General features: G+C 71.9%; 15 protein-coding genes. 1 reads left to right on the top strand and 14 read right to left on the bottom strand.

Translation table 11 applies throughout. The features are described from left to right. Positions 1-165 precede the first annotated feature (165 nt). From LY40_RS12370 to LY40_RS12305, 14 genes are all read right to left on the bottom strand, one after another. Complete coding sequence (locus LY40_RS12370) at positions 166-2,970, bottom strand: AfsR/SARP family transcriptional regulator (RefSeq protein ID WP_258936935.1); 2,805 nt, start codon at positions 2,968-2,970, stop codon at positions 166-168. Beyond that, a complete protein-coding gene (locus LY40_RS12365) occupies positions 2,967-3,407 on the bottom strand; it encodes a hypothetical protein (protein WP_258936934.1) in 441 nt (146 codons plus the stop codon). The genes LY40_RS12370 and LY40_RS12365 overlap by 4 nt, the downstream gene beginning before the upstream one ends. Before the next feature lie 39 nt (positions 3,408-3,446). Then, positions 3,447-3,896 carry a pilus assembly protein TadG-related protein gene (locus LY40_RS12360; protein WP_258936933.1) on the bottom strand — a complete coding sequence of 150 codons (450 nt, stop codon included), beginning with the start codon at positions 3,894-3,896 and terminating at the stop codon, positions 3,447-3,449. Continuing rightward, positions 3,893-4,366, bottom strand: coding sequence for a TadE/TadG family type IV pilus assembly protein (locus tag LY40_RS12355; protein ID WP_258936932.1), 474 nt, complete (start codon positions 4,364-4,366; stop codon positions 3,893-3,895). The genes LY40_RS12360 and LY40_RS12355 overlap by 4 nt, the downstream gene beginning before the upstream one ends. Next, a complete protein-coding gene (locus LY40_RS12350; RefSeq protein ID WP_258936931.1) occupies positions 4,363-5,262 on the bottom strand; it encodes a hypothetical protein in 900 nt (299 codons plus the stop codon). Before LY40_RS12350 ends, LY40_RS12355 begins: the two co-directional genes overlap by 4 nt. A 27-nt stretch (positions 5,263-5,289) precedes the next feature. Continuing rightward, the gene (locus tag LY40_RS12345; RefSeq protein ID WP_258936930.1) at positions 5,290-5,754 is read right to left on the bottom strand and encodes a TadE/TadG family type IV pilus assembly protein; all 465 of its coding nucleotides are present in this window, start codon (positions 5,752-5,754) and stop codon (positions 5,290-5,292) included. 1 nt (position 5,755) lies between these two features. Then, positions 5,756-5,947 carry a hypothetical protein gene (locus tag LY40_RS12340; protein ID WP_258936929.1) on the bottom strand — a complete coding sequence of 64 codons (192 nt, stop codon included), beginning with the start codon at positions 5,945-5,947 and terminating at the stop codon, positions 5,756-5,758. Between the two features lie 57 nt (positions 5,948-6,004). Further along, positions 6,005-6,898 (bottom strand): type II secretion system F family protein, encoded by an 894-nt coding sequence (locus tag LY40_RS12335; protein ID WP_258936928.1) that lies wholly within the window; start codon positions 6,896-6,898, stop codon positions 6,005-6,007. Continuing rightward, positions 6,895-7,797, bottom strand: a complete 903-nt coding sequence (locus tag LY40_RS12330; protein ID WP_258936927.1) for a type II secretion system F family protein — start codon at positions 7,795-7,797, stop codon at positions 6,895-6,897. The genes LY40_RS12335 and LY40_RS12330 overlap by 4 nt, the downstream gene beginning before the upstream one ends. Further along, positions 7,794-9,179, bottom strand: coding sequence for a TadA family conjugal transfer-associated ATPase (locus LY40_RS12325; protein WP_258936926.1), 1,386 nt, complete (start codon positions 9,177-9,179; stop codon positions 7,794-7,796). The genes LY40_RS12330 and LY40_RS12325 overlap by 4 nt, the downstream gene beginning before the upstream one ends. After that, positions 9,176-10,096, bottom strand: coding sequence for a CpaE/TadZ family protein (locus LY40_RS12320; protein WP_258936925.1), 921 nt, complete (start codon positions 10,094-10,096; stop codon positions 9,176-9,178). The genes LY40_RS12325 and LY40_RS12320 overlap by 4 nt, the downstream gene beginning before the upstream one ends. Then, positions 10,096-10,794 (bottom strand): SAF domain-containing protein, encoded by a 699-nt coding sequence (locus LY40_RS12315; RefSeq protein ID WP_258936924.1) that lies wholly within the window; start codon positions 10,792-10,794, stop codon positions 10,096-10,098. The genes LY40_RS12320 and LY40_RS12315 overlap by 1 nt, the downstream gene beginning before the upstream one ends. Positions 10,795-10,911: 117 nt before the next feature. Next, positions 10,912-11,964: a hypothetical protein gene (locus tag LY40_RS12310; protein WP_258936923.1), complete on the bottom strand. Its 1,053-nt coding sequence runs from the start codon at positions 11,962-11,964 to the stop codon at positions 10,912-10,914. Further along, positions 11,958-12,332 (bottom strand): hypothetical protein, encoded by a 375-nt coding sequence (locus LY40_RS12305; RefSeq protein WP_258936922.1) that lies wholly within the window; start codon positions 12,330-12,332, stop codon positions 11,958-11,960. Before LY40_RS12305 ends, LY40_RS12310 begins: the two co-directional genes overlap by 7 nt. A gap of 70 nt (positions 12,333-12,402) precedes the next feature. Here LY40_RS12305 and LY40_RS12300 point away from each other — a divergent pair, with 70 nt between their 5' ends. Beyond that, a complete protein-coding gene (locus LY40_RS12300; RefSeq protein ID WP_258936921.1) occupies positions 12,403-12,531 on the top strand; it encodes a hypothetical protein in 129 nt (42 codons plus the stop codon). Positions 12,532-12,680 lie beyond the last annotated feature (149 nt).

Here is a 12,680-nt window from a genome sequence, read left to right as displayed (position 1 = left end):
TCATCCGGTGCGGGGTGATGTGTCGTGACCCTAGCATCGGCCGCTGGCCGGGCGCGATGGTTCACACGAGTCTCTTTGTGGCGATATCGAGTGACGGCGTCGGTGTCGATTCCGGCGACTCGATATTTCGTACTCCGACGTGGCGATCGGGTCATGGAATGACCGTCAGGAATGGCGACCGGCGGTCGTTTCGCGGGTGGGGATTCCCGTGTGCTGCTGCTGTAGACGATGGGCTAGTTCCACCGTGTCCGCGGTGGGGGTGGTGTCGAGGTCGGCCAGGTGGGTGCGGAGCAGGGTGAGGGTGCCGGCGATCGCCGTGTGGCGTCCGAGGGTGTGCTGCAGGCGCATGATGTCGCGGTACAGAAGTTCGTTGTGCGGATCGAAACTTCGCGCTGTTTCGAGTAGGTCTAATGTGGATGATGGGTCGTCGGCAACGCGGGCGCGGGCCAGGGCTGCCACGGCGTCGAGCGCGTCGCGGCGAGCGGCTTCGCGGACGGGGACGAGCCATTCGGCGTCCAGCCCGTCGGCCAGCGTTCCGGTGTAGCCGGTCACGACCGCTTCGGTCGCGGCGGTGCGTTCGTCAGGAGTGGTGGCGTAGCGGCGGCGGGCCACGGCGGCGGCAAAGTCCCGGTAGTCGACGGTAACCAGGGCGAAGTTGAGACGGTAGTGGGCGCGTTCAGCCAGGATCAGGTTGGTTGCGGTAGCGCCAGCGGCCTCGGCCAGGGTTCGGCGGAGCCGGGCCAGGACGGTGCGGATCGCACTGGCCGGGTTGCGGGGCGGGGTCTCAGGCCAGAGGGCATCGACGAGACGGTCACGCGAGACTCCGTCGGGATGCACTGCAAGATAGGTCAGGACTTCCAACGGCCGTGTGCTCAACCAGCCGGTGAGGTCCTCCTCCGCGCCTTCTGGGTGGGGTCGCCAGTGCAGGGCGGGACTGCCCAGCACCGTGAACCGCAGCGGCGCCGCATCCGGCCCGGCTGGCTCGCCTTGGCTCGTGGCGGGCGGACGCGGTGCGTCGGGTTCGGGGTGCGGCGGCGGGGCTGCTGAGGTCGGGGCCGCGGTGATTTCCAACTCGCCGCGGCCCTCCGCTGCCGACGCGGTCGAGATGAAGTGCGGCGAGATCTCGTCTTCAACTTCTGCGGTCCGGCCGCTTCCTCGAGGCGGATGTGTGCGAGCGAGGAAGGTGAGGAGGTCACGGGCGTCGGCGGGCGGCAGGCGCAGGGCGCGGGTGCCGCGCAAGGGCTGGCCGAGGCCGGGGCCGGTGGCTGAGATGGTGCCGTTCGGTGTGACGTAGGCGGTCACCCCGGGCCGCCATGGGCCGAGCAGGAGCGCCGTGACCCCGCGGGAGGCGTGGTTGTCCAGGAGGTGTTGAAGCCGTGCCTGGGCGGCCGTCCGAACTGGTGGCGAGGCGACCAGAACGGTCGGCCCGCCGTCGTGGTCGGCGGCCGATTCCAGTGTGGACAGCGCGGTGTCGAGGTCGGCTACGACCGTGAGCGGTTCGAGAACGTCCTCGGGCAAGGTGGTGGTGCCGAGCAGGCGGGTCAGGTCGTCGGCCGGTATCAGGACCGTCGGCGCGGGTGGGCTGCCTGTCGGCGGGGCCAGGAGGGTGAGCAGCAGCGCGCGGAGTGCGGAGTCGCCGCCGGGTCCGGCCATGCCCAGTCCGTGGGTGCGGGCCAGGTCCAGCGCGATCCGGGTACTGGTGACCCTCTCCCCTACTGGGCCGGCGATGGATACGTCCACCGGGAGCGCGGGGGCTGCGGCTGCGGTGGTGTCGTCGGTGACCACGTGGCGTCCGGGCGCCGCCAGTACTCGCGCAGGGTGGGGGTTTGCCGGGTTCGAGGGGGCGGGGTGATGAGCGTCGACAACGGCCGTGTCGCTGGTGTCGGTGTCGTCGGGGACGGGTTCGAGTACGGGTGGGGGGTCGTCGTGCTGGGCGTGTAGGTGGGCCAGGCGCAGCTGATAGACCACCGGGGCTTGTGGTGGGTCGTCGCCGCGTTCGAGGCTGCCGGGACGGTAGCGGGCGTGGTGGCGGCGTCGCGCGCGCAGCAGCAGGGCGCTGACCGCCGCCGCCAGGCCCAGCCCGACGAGTGCCTCGCCGCCCCACGTGACCACCCCGGCGGAAGGATCGCCCTCCTCCGCTGTGTCGGCTGCCCCGTCCGGCGTCGGCGTGGGTGTGGGTGTGGCAGTCGCGGGCGGTGGTGGCGTGGTGGGCGGTGCGGGCTGCGTCGGTGGGACGGCAGCGTCTGTCGTGGTGTCGCGTGTCGGGGTGGTGTGGTCGGCCGGTAGGCGCAGGAGGTCTCCGGGGCGGATGAGGTTCGGGTCGGTCAAGACGCGCGGTCCGGGCTGCGTGCTGCCGCGGTTGAGCGCCCAGATTTCGGGCCAGCGGTCACCGTCGCCGAGGCGTCGCTGGGCGATCCGCCACAGCGAGTCGTGTACGCCCTCGGACGGGGGCCGCACCCTCTCCAGTCCACCGGTGCGTGTGTCGGCCGGTATGCGGAGGGGCTGCTCGGTCGTGGGCGGTGCGGTGGCTGCGGGCGTGCTCGGCCCAGCTGTCGCGGCGCATAGACGTGGGCTGTCCGGCATGGCCAGGGCGGAGCGCCCGAGAACGGTCACCAGCAGGGCTCCGACGAGGACTCCGGCCACGCGCCGCAGCGGTCCGCGTGGCGGCCGACGGGAGCCGCGTGCAGCCTCACGGACGCACGCGGCGACGTCGACGGCGAACACCGCCCAGATCACCCAGGCTGCGCAGGCCAGCGCATCGAGCAGGAATGCGGTCGACATCGGCGTCGTCGCCACGGCGCGCAGTTCGCTGAGGCTGGGCACGTGGTCTGGCAGGGGCCAGCCCACCCCGCCGATCAGCATTCCGGGTACCCCTGCCAGCAGTCCGAGCAGCACGACCCCGGCGAGCACTGCCGACCCGACGCGGCTGAGTAGCCCGGCCCGCTGCGAGGGACGGAGTGGTCGGCTCATCCGGTGCTCGCAGGGAGTGGGGATGCCGCGGACGTGTCGTCACTGCCGCCGCTGGCGGGGCTGTCCAGTGCGGCGGTCTGTGGTGTGGATGCGGCTTCGGTGTGGGAGGGGCGTGGTCGTGAGCGGCGGGTGCGGGCGTTCTCGGTGGCGGGACGTTTGCGGGGCCGTCCGCGTGGTTTGGCGGCCTTTTCTTTCCACCGGGTCAGGTCTGCGGCCGGGACGTCGGTGACCTGGGCCAGTTCGGCGATGTCGATGACGTCGGCGGCACTGGCGACCGCGGTGGCCAGTTCGCGCTCCAGCTCGGCCAGCTGACCGGCCACCGTGCTGTGCCGCCGCGCCAGCTCGCCGATCGTGGTGGCCGCCTCGGCGCGGCGGGCCGAGCGGGCGGCATCCGCTTCGTCGAGTCGGCGAGCGATCTCGTCGTGTGAATTCACCATGGCAGGTGCTCCTTCCTCACATCGGTCGCGCGGGGGTTCTCAGGGTTCGATGCCGCGGACTCCTCGGTGGGGCTGGGCCGAGGCGTGCGCGCGGGTGTGGATGTCATCGATGCCGACCAGCGACAGCAGTTGCGGCTGGTAGGTGGCCGACACGGCCACGGTGACGATTCGACCGCTGGTGGTGACGGTGCCGGTGGCGCCGACGCTGGCCAGGTAGCGCTGGGCCAGCAGCCGCGCACGGGCCGGGTCGATCTGCACCTCGCCGGTCGCGCGGTAGGTGGCCAGGTCGAGGGCTTGCGCTCCGGCGCGGGCGGCGGATTCGGCGTGCCCGTTCGCGCGGACGGTGGCCGCCAGCGCGAGTCCGCCATCCAGGCTCAACCCGATGAGGGCGAGCAGTCCGACGCAGGCGGCGAGGACGAAGGCGGTGACTTGGCCCGCCTCCTCGCGCCACCACCGCGGCCACCCGTCGCGGGGCTCGGCCGCGCTCATGGCCGGGCCCCAGACGGTTGGGAGCGGTGAACGTCGACGACCTCGGAAGCGGTGGCGGACAACGTGCGCTCGCCCGGCGTGCCGAGCAGGAGCGCTTGCCCGAGGTCCACGGTGCAGCTCACGCGCACGGTGACCGTCTGACCCGGAGCCGGCCGGCCGGACAGACGCGTGCTGGGGTTGCGGCACACGAGCCCGGCGCGAGCCACTGCGGCCGTGGCGGTCTGGCGGGCTGCGGTGGCGGCGGCGGGAGTGGTGCGGTGCAAGGTAGCGGCGCGGGCGGCTTGGTGGGCTACGTCGTCGATGCGCAGACGTGCCTCGACTCCGCGATGCGCGAGCACGGCGACAAACACCAGGAGCAGCACCAGGAGAGGTGCGATCAGTACGGCTTCGGTGGTGGCCGATCCGCGCTCGGCGGCCCACCAGACACGCCACCGGACACGGCGCCTGGACCGGGTGATGACGGGAGTCATGAGAGTCCTCCCCGAGTACTGCTGGAGGGCCAGGTGTGAGGTGGGTGTTCCCAGACGAATGCGCCGGCGCTGGTGAGATCGCGGGCGGCAGTGATCGAGGCGAACACCGCCGGTGGCAGCTCCGCGGCCGCCGAACAGGCGAGTGCGAGCTCGTCGGTGCCCGGCAGCGTGTCTGTGGTGGCTTCGGCGCGTGTGGCGAGGTCCGCGTGGCGTAGCTTGGCCGCCCATGCCCGCAGCAGGCTCGCGCAGGCGTGGGCGTGGAAGGCGACGTCGTCGAGGGCGGCGTCGGCGGCAGTCACCGCCCGGCGGGCGGCGGCAATCTCGGCCGACTCCTGTTCGTGGAGGCCGGCGAGTTCGTCCAGCAGGGCACGGGCGGGGGCGGTGCGGTGCAGGAACGTGAGGACGTGCCATGCCACGCGATGCAGCTGGACGGGCAGGGCCGGGTCGAGCCAGGGGCGTGCGGGGCTGGCGTGCACCTCAGCGACCGCTTGCATGAGGCTGCGCACGGTGCGCTGCTGTGCCTTGTCGCTGGTGAGCGCGCGACTGCGCAGGAACATCCGAGCCGCACGGCCTTCAGCAGTGGCCGCGACGTGGATCAGGGGGTGGCCGGCGCGGCGGCGACCGACCAGCACGGCCGTCACGGCCATCAAGATCCCGGCGGCGCAGGCGGAGGCGCCGACGAACCCGGTCCCGGCGCCCGCCAGGATCGCCACCGTAGCCAGCGCAACACCGGCGAGTCCACACAGCACAGTGGCTGGGTGCAGCGCCGCACGTAGGCGCGCGGCGCGCCAGTCCCGCGGAGTGAGGTCGGGATTGATCAGCACGCAGTCGGGACCGTCGGCGAACCGGGCCGTCTGCACCGGACTGGGCGTAGGGGTGGCGTCGGTGCTGTGCATCAGCGTCTCCTTGGGCATGGCACGGATTCACCGCCCTGACCACGGTTTCGCCGTGGAGGTGTCGGGCACGAACCTCTCCCGCGGGCCGGATGCCTCCGCCGTGACGGCCAGGTGCAGGCCGGGCAGGACCGGGGTGGCGTGGCCGCTCACGCGCGCCGACGCCCCGCGCGGACCGCGGGATACCGTCAGCTCGACCTCGCGCAGGGGCCCTGGGGCCAGGTCGCTGAGCACTTGGCTGCCGGCGTCCTGTCCGGCGGCGATGGTCCCGCGGTGGGTGCGGGCGGCGGCCAGGGCTTGGGACGCTGCGGCTTGGGCGACGTGGGTGGCGTGCGACCACAGGGCAAACTGGATGATCAGCAGGAGCGTCAGCAGCAACAGCGGTGTCGCGAGCACCAGCTCCACAGTGACCTCGCCCCGGTCACCGCGCGCCGCCGCGCGCACCCGCATCACCAGCCCGGCGGCGCATGTGCGGTGTCGGCCTGCGGCGGTCATGTCAGCCGAGGTCGATCGAGTTGGCCTTCTGGGTCAGTTTGGCCACGATGATGCCGATGATGGCGATCGCCGCGATGGCCATCAGAGCGGTCACGATCACCGTGGTCGTGATCTCGCCACGCTCGGGATCGCTGCGCAGCACCGCCGCGCGGCTACACATCAGGGCCCACGCGACGCGGATCTGGATTTTCATGATGTGACCTTCCTTCCTTGGCATTCCGACGAATCCGTCATTCTGAGTACGCATTTCCTAAAGTCCATTGAGGACGCTCAGGACGGCCGGGTAGGCGATGAATCCGAGGAATCCGACGAACAACAGCGTCACCGGCAGGGCCATGCGTTCAGTGGCGGCTTGAGCCTCGCGCTCGGCGTCGGTGATCTGGTGGGTGCGGAGGGCGCGAGCCTTGGCCGCCAGTGAGGTACGTACGCGGGCGCCTTCGGTACCGGCCAGGGAGATAGCAGCGGCCAGTTCGGACAGTTCGGTGATCTCGAGTTCCTCGCCAAGGCGGCGCAGGCTCTCCCACGGGGTCGTACGAGTCAGGTGCGCGGCGCCGAGGGATCGGCGGATCGCGGTGAAGGCGGGTCCGGTACCGACGTCGGCAGCATCGGCGAGGGCGGCTTCGATGCCGGCTCCGCCAGCCAGAGTGATCCACACCAGGTCCAGGTATGCCGACAGAGCGTCCCGGAACTCGCGGCGCAGCCGTCTGGCCCGGCCACGCACGTGCAGATCGGGCACGAGGAAGCCGGCAGCCGCGCCGGCGAGACCGGCCAGCACCGGGACCTCGACCGCGATCGGCGCGCCGGTGAGAGCCAGCAACACGGCGGCCAGTCCGGGTGTGAGCAACGCTGCCGCGGCCAGCAGTACCTGGGTGGCCAGGTGAGTCGCGGGGCCGCGGCCGGTGATGCGCAGATCGGCGGCGATGCCCGCCCCGGGGAGTCCGAACCGGCGCAGTACGGGCGTGACGTGGCGGCCCCAACGCGCGACCCATGGGGCTCCGGCCGCGTCGGTCAGCGTTGGGGCGCTGTCGGTGCGTGCCAGCGGTGCCCATTGGTCGCTCAGGGGCGGGCGGGCCGGGGCGGCCCACACCAGCAGCAGCCACAGGCCCAGCCCGGTGCCGCCTCCGAACACCAGCGCCGGCATCACGGCCGCTCACCTCCGGCCACGGCGGTGGTGGGCGGATCCAGGTCGATCAGGCGCGCCGTGCGCCGGCCGCCGCCGATGCGGGCCAGCCAGGCAAAGCCCGCAGCGAAGCTCGCACCGATCACGGCGAGCACGAGTTGTCCGGCCGGGGTGTTGTAGACGTCGAGGTAGGCGCGGTTGAACACCACGACGCCAGCAGCGAACGCGCCGGTAGTGGCCACGATGACCCGTACCGAGGTTCGGGTGCGGGCGCGCCCGGTCTCCACGCGCATCCGCATTGCCGCCTGCTCGCGCGCAGCGGTGGCCAGCGAGCCGAGCAGTTCGGTCAAGTGCCGTGCCTGGTGCTCGGCGGCCAGCACCAGCGCGGCCAGCACCAGGTCCGCGGTCGGGTCGTCGAGTTCACGCGCGAGGCGCCGCAGGGCCGGCGCGAGGCGAACCCCGCTTTCCAGTCGCGCGGCCAGGGCAGTGATCTCGGGACGGATCGCCTGCGGGGCGATCGGGGCAGTGGCGAGGATGGCCTGTTCGAGGCCGGCAGCTGCCGAGAGCACATCGCGCAGCATCTCGGCCCACGCGGCGATCGCCTCGATGCGAGCAAGCCGGCGGGCGTGAGCGCGATCGGAGCCGAGCAAGCGGGGCAGGAACCACACCGCAGCCGCGGCCAATACACCGCCGACGATCCATCCCGTCCCGACCGCGGAGAGGACGCCGATCGCGGCGACCAGGGCCACGCGTATCCCCGCGCCCGGCCGCCCCGCCGCAGCGCGCACTCGACGCACCCATCCCCCGTCGTGGCGCGGTCGGATCACCGTCGTGGGGCGCAGTGCGGTGACGATCAGTCCGATGCCGCCGGCCACACCCAGGCCCACCCCGGCGGCGATGAGGGTGGTCGCCGCGGTGGTCATACCCGCCGCTCCTGGCCGGCTCGGGCGCACCGATCGGGCGTGTAGCCGACGGCGACGAGGTCGTCGAGGGTTTCGGTGCGCAAGGCGCCGGGCAGGAGGACGGCGCGCCGATCGGGACCGCGGCGGGCGACTTCGTTGGAGATCACCGCCCCGGCCTCGGCATCGACGACCTCACGGATGGACGCGATCACGCGGGTGGTGCGGTCGCAGGCACGGTCGAGATGCACCACGAAATGCACGGCACTGGCCACCAATAGAGCGGTGGCCTCCAACGACAGCCGTTCCGGGCCTTGCGCGGCGTAGGAGGCCAGGCGCGTGAACGCGATCTTCGAGCTGGAGGCGTGCAGCGTGGCCATCGACCCGTCGTTGCCCTGGCTCATGGCGTTGCACATCGGGATGACTTCGGCGCCGCGGATCTCGCCGACGATGACCCGGTCCGGGGACATGCGCAGTCCCCAGCGCACGAGCTCGGCCTGATCGATCGCACCCTCGCCTTCGACGTTGGGCTGGCGTGCCTGCAACGCGGTCACGTCGGCGTGCAGAGTCGGGTCGAGGTCCAAGCCGAGTTCGAAGGCGTCTTCGATCGTGACGATCCGCTCGAGCGGGTCCATCTCCGAGGCCAGAGCACGCAGCAGCGTGGTCTTGCCTGCCCCGGTGCCGCCGGTGATCAGGACGTTCTTGCGCGCTCGCACCAGGGCACGCAAGAACTGTTCCAGTTCCCCGTCGAGGGTGCCTCCCCGGCGCAGCTGGGCGAGGGTGGTCGTGCGATAGCCGTGCCGGCGGATCGTGCATGCGGTGACCCCGCTGGCGGTCAGACCCAGCACTGCGAACAGCCGCTCGCCGCCCGGCAGTTGTAGGTTCAATGCTGGCGAGCCTCGGTCGAACCGGCGTTCCTCCGACGAGGCCCGCGCGGCCAGTGTGCGGATCAGGTCGGTGAGTTCGTCGTTGGACTCGGCCACGGGTGCGGCTGGGGCGCGGCGCCCGTCGGCGTAGTGCACGACCACCCGATCGAAACGGTTGACCACGATGGTCTCGACCGATGGGTCGTCCAGCAGTGGTTGCAGTCGGCCCAGTCCGAACACCCCGTCCAACACCTGCTCGACAACGACGCTTTCGGTGGCCGAGTCGAGCAATGCGCGCCCGGCGAGGAGTTCGGCTTCGCTGTGGGCGGCCAGGGCGGTTTCGACGATCTCGCGGCCGATGTGGCGACGTCGCGAGTTCGGGAGCATCGGCCCGCCGCCGGCGGTGGCACCCTCGCCAGCGGCCTCGACGCGGTCGGGCATCTCGGTGGCCAGCGCCTCGCGTAAGCGCGCGCGCAACCGGTGACGCGGCCCGCCAGGCTCCCCGACCGGCGCAGCGGTGGTGTGGTGGATGGAGGTCATGACAGGGGCTCCTTTCGGGCCGACGTGGAGTGCTGGTCGTCGCGACGGGCCGGCTCTCCCGCCGATGGCGGCGCAGATGGCGGCGACGCCGGCGCTGAGGGCGAGGGCGGGCCGGGCAGGCTCGCGCCAGCAGTGCGCACCTGTTGCGGCGGCACTCCGGGCACGGCCGCAGGCGGGCCGCCGGCTGGTGTCGGTCGTGGCGTAGCGGGTGGGGCGGCGAGGGCGCGGGCGAGCGCGGCGATGCGGCGAGCCAGGCCACGGCGACGCTGCGCAGGCGACGTGATCCTGGTGAGGGCGGCGCCGGTCGGGTCGTGGGGCAGGCGGCCGATCGTGGGGACGCCGAGGGCGCGTTCGACATCCCGGGTGGCATGGCCGGTGCCGGTGAGTAGCAGGCAAGGCCGCGGGGTCCACGCGGCCAGCTCGACAAGGCGGGTGGCGGTGTGCGCCAGTTCGTCCGGGCGGGTGCCGCTGACCAGGAGCAGGACGTCGGCCCGGCGGGCGATCGCCTCGGCGGGTGTGGCGGGGTCGAGTCGTCCGCAGTCCGCGAGCAGCGCCACGCCGGGGTTGGCCGCCGCACCGTGGAGAAGTGAGCTGCCCGGTCCGCTGGCCAGAATGGTCAGCGCGGCGTGAGCCTGAGCGGCAGCCGGTGGGGCGGGCAGGACATGGCTGCCTCCCGAGACAAGGTGGGTGTGGTCCCACACGGCCGCAGGCTCGCGGGTGCGACGGGTGGAGGCGGCGAAGCTGGCCAAGCCCGGCGTGGCGGGCAGCCCGTAGCGGACAGCCAGATCCCCACCGGAGGGATCGAGTTCGGCCACCAGACGGCGGGTGTGCTGCGCCTCAGGCCACAGCGCTGCCAGGGCGGTGGTCACGGTGGTCACGCCTGGTGCGGCTTTGACCGAGCCCACGGCGATGAGCATCAGCGATCACCCCCGCCCGACTGCAGGGCCAGGGCGATCCGCCCGGCCGGAACTTGCGCAAGCTGCCCGGCCTGTTCGGCGGACATTTCGAGCGAGACGACCGTGGTCTGGTCCGTCCCGGCCGGGGCCAGGCTGAGTACGGTGGCAGACCACGCAGCCCCGGGCTCGGGCCCTTCGGTGACAGCAGGACCACCTTCTGACGTGGTGACCAGCACGCGCACCGGGTGGCCTGCGGCGAGTTCCGGTGGGTATCGGCCCGGCGCGAGGGCGACGGCGACCACCGAACGGCCCTCGCCCGGCAGGGCGGTCGGGCCGACGACCTCGCCATTGAGCAGAGCGCCCGCCGGCAGGCTCGTGGCCAACGGCCGTCCCACGAGGCTGCCGGCGCGATCGGCGGGAATCAGATCGAGGTCGGCGTCGGTGGACACCTCGACAGTGCGCAGGTCGGCGCGCGTCAGTACCTGCCCGACGGTGACCGGGTCGGCCAGCGCTACCACCGGTGTGCGCGCTGCGGCGGCGGTGCTCCACCACAGCGCGCCGGCCACACAGGCCACGACCAACAGCGCCCCGGTCACCAGGTGCGGAATGCGCCGACGCGGTGCGGACCTGGTCCGGTGGCTGGCCGTGCCGGACGGATCGGCCCAGGCTCCGGCCTGCGCCGCGTGTTCCCCGTGCGTGGGGGTCGTCGTTCTGGTCATCGCGGGTTCTCCAGGCATAGCTCGTCCGCACCGCGCATGCCGGTGCTTGTCAGCCGCGGCAACGCGGTCAGGAAAGGGACAGATTGTGCGAAGTTGTCGCCGAATTCGGGTGGCGGTTTATCCGGTGCCGAGTGCTTGGGCTTCGGCGACGCGGAACGAGGTCTCGTCGTCGGTGGCCATGTTCGGAAAGCGGCCCTGCTCACCGGCGCCCGACCAGGTGATCTGCCACGACACGGTGGCCGTGACCGGAAAACGTGCGTCAGCGGCACCGGCCGAGGAACGTTGGTACGTGTGGCCGCAATCCGGCGATGCGCTTCCCGGATCGGCATCCGCCGGGAATTCGGTTCCGGGGCCGCGGCAGGTGAGGGTGGTGCCATCGCCCATCGACCACGACACCGACGTCGGCCGGGCCGTGGCGGTCACCGATACCCCTGGAACGGAGGCTGTGGCGGTATGCGGGTGCCACAGTCTGCTGTCGATCCACACCCAGGTGGGCACTCGCACCAGCTGGGTACCGGCCGGGTTCGAGCCGATCGTCGGATTGGGCAGGCGTAGCTGTGAGCGGGCTTGGCGGGCCAGCTCCTGTGGTGACGGTGCCGGCGGCTTCGCGTCGGCCGGAGCCTGGCTCGCCGGGATCCACACCGGCGCCCGGTACAGGCTGTCGCGGGTGCCCTCGCTGCTGCACCGGTAGACATACCAGCCACCACCCCTGTCCCCGTCCAGCGCCAACTCCACGTCCCCTCCGGGAGGTCCTGCTTCGGCGACGGCGGTGCCGGTGGTGTGGGCAATCGGGCGGACATCGCCCGGTGGCCCGGACGAACGGGAGACGGTGATGGTCTGAACACCGCCCGTCGGCGGTTGGTAGTCGCTGAGCACGTAGGAGCAGTCGGCCTCGGTGTCGCTGCCGCCGACGATCCGGTCGCCCTGCGGCTGCTGCTGCTCGGGCGCCGTCTCGCCGCTGCCTTCCGGCTGTGGTTCGACCTGCGGGCGCGGCGGCGCAGGATCAGGTGCCGAGGGCGGGTTGGGGGCACTGCCAGCGCCGAGGTCACAGTACGGCGTGGGGTCGCTGTTGCAATCCACGCTGCCCCACCCGCCAGCCCATGCAGGGCTGGCTGCGCACCACACCAACGTCGCGGTCATCCCGGCGATACCGATCGCGCGGCCTAACATGTGCCCACGTCCTGGATGGCGAAGTCGGCAACCTTCCACGAGCCGTCGACCGCTTTTTCAACCCGTGCTGTGATGTGCCGCCGCCCTGCCGGGCCGTCGTTGGCCGGTTTTCCGGTGTCGGCGTGGTATTTCACCCAGTCGCTGTCGTCGCCGCAGTCGATGATGTCCACTGTGGTCGGCTTGTCGGCTGGTGTGACGGTGTCCACCTCGGGGTTGTTGCGGGGCTCGCCTTTGGTGACCAGTCCGTTGTAGTGGTCGGCATACAAGCCACGCGAGATCCGCGACAACGCCTTCCCCGTGGCATTGCGCGCCAGCCTTGGTGAGCGCCAGTCCGAGGTCTTCGCAGCTGCGGCCATGTCGCGCCACATGCCCAGATACGCTCGAATCGCCTGGCGACCAGCAGTCTCGGCGGGGGCGGGGGTAGCCGTGGTCGGCGGGGTGCTAGTCGAAGCCGGCCCCGATGACGGCGCGGGTGAGGACGGCGCGTGCCCGCCGGTGGCCGAGCTGCATGCGCTCACCACGACGCCGACGATGACGGCCACGACGAAGCGGGTGGTGCGGTGGTGAGTCATCACGGTCCCCCAAAGCATCAACGATCGCTGTCCACACCGGCCCCGCACACCGGGGCACCACTCCCCCGTGCCAGCACCGGCCCAGAAATCGACTTTCGCGCGTACTTCCTCACCGACGACGCGACTGCCAGGAAGTTCACCCGT

It is taken from the genome of Prauserella salsuginis, from assembly GCF_024648885.1.
Taxonomy (GTDB): domain Bacteria; phylum Actinomycetota; class Actinomycetes; order Mycobacteriales; family Pseudonocardiaceae; genus Prauserella; species Prauserella salsuginis.
This window is presented reverse-complemented; position numbering and strand designations above follow the sequence as displayed.

Coding starts and splice junctions, on each gene's coding strand:
- LY40_RS12370 (WP_258936935.1), bottom strand. CDS start 2,970: ATGAGCCGACCACTCCGTCCCTCGCAGCGGGCCGGGCTACTCAGCCGC.
- LY40_RS12365 (WP_258936934.1), bottom strand. CDS start 3,407: ATGGTGAATTCACACGACGAGATCGCTCGCCGACTCGACGAAGCGGAT.
- LY40_RS12360 (WP_258936933.1), bottom strand. CDS start 3,896: ATGAGCGCGGCCGAGCCCCGCGACGGGTGGCCGCGGTGGTGGCGCGAG.
- LY40_RS12355 (WP_258936932.1), bottom strand. CDS start 4,366: ATGACTCCCGTCATCACCCGGTCCAGGCGCCGTGTCCGGTGGCGTGTC.
- LY40_RS12350 (WP_258936931.1), bottom strand. CDS start 5,262: ATGCACAGCACCGACGCCACCCCTACGCCCAGTCCGGTGCAGACGGCC.
- LY40_RS12345 (WP_258936930.1), bottom strand. CDS start 5,754: ATGACCGCCGCAGGCCGACACCGCACATGCGCCGCCGGGCTGGTGATG.
- LY40_RS12340 (WP_258936929.1), bottom strand. CDS start 5,947: ATGAAAATCCAGATCCGCGTCGCGTGGGCCCTGATGTGTAGCCGCGCG.
- LY40_RS12330 (WP_258936927.1), bottom strand. CDS start 7,797: ATGACCACCGCGGCGACCACCCTCATCGCCGCCGGGGTGGGCCTGGGT.
- LY40_RS12325 (WP_258936926.1), bottom strand. CDS start 9,179: ATGACCTCCATCCACCACACCACCGCTGCGCCGGTCGGGGAGCCTGGC.
- LY40_RS12320 (WP_258936925.1), bottom strand. CDS start 10,096: ATGCTCATCGCCGTGGGCTCGGTCAAAGCCGCACCAGGCGTGACCACC.
- LY40_RS12315 (WP_258936924.1), bottom strand. CDS start 10,794: ATGACCAGAACGACGACCCCCACGCACGGGGAACACGCGGCGCAGGCC.
- LY40_RS12310 (WP_258936923.1), bottom strand. CDS start 11,964: ATGTTAGGCCGCGCGATCGGTATCGCCGGGATGACCGCGACGTTGGTG.
- LY40_RS12305 (WP_258936922.1), bottom strand. CDS start 12,332: ATGTGGCGCGACATGGCCGCAGCTGCGAAGACCTCGGACTGGCGCTCA.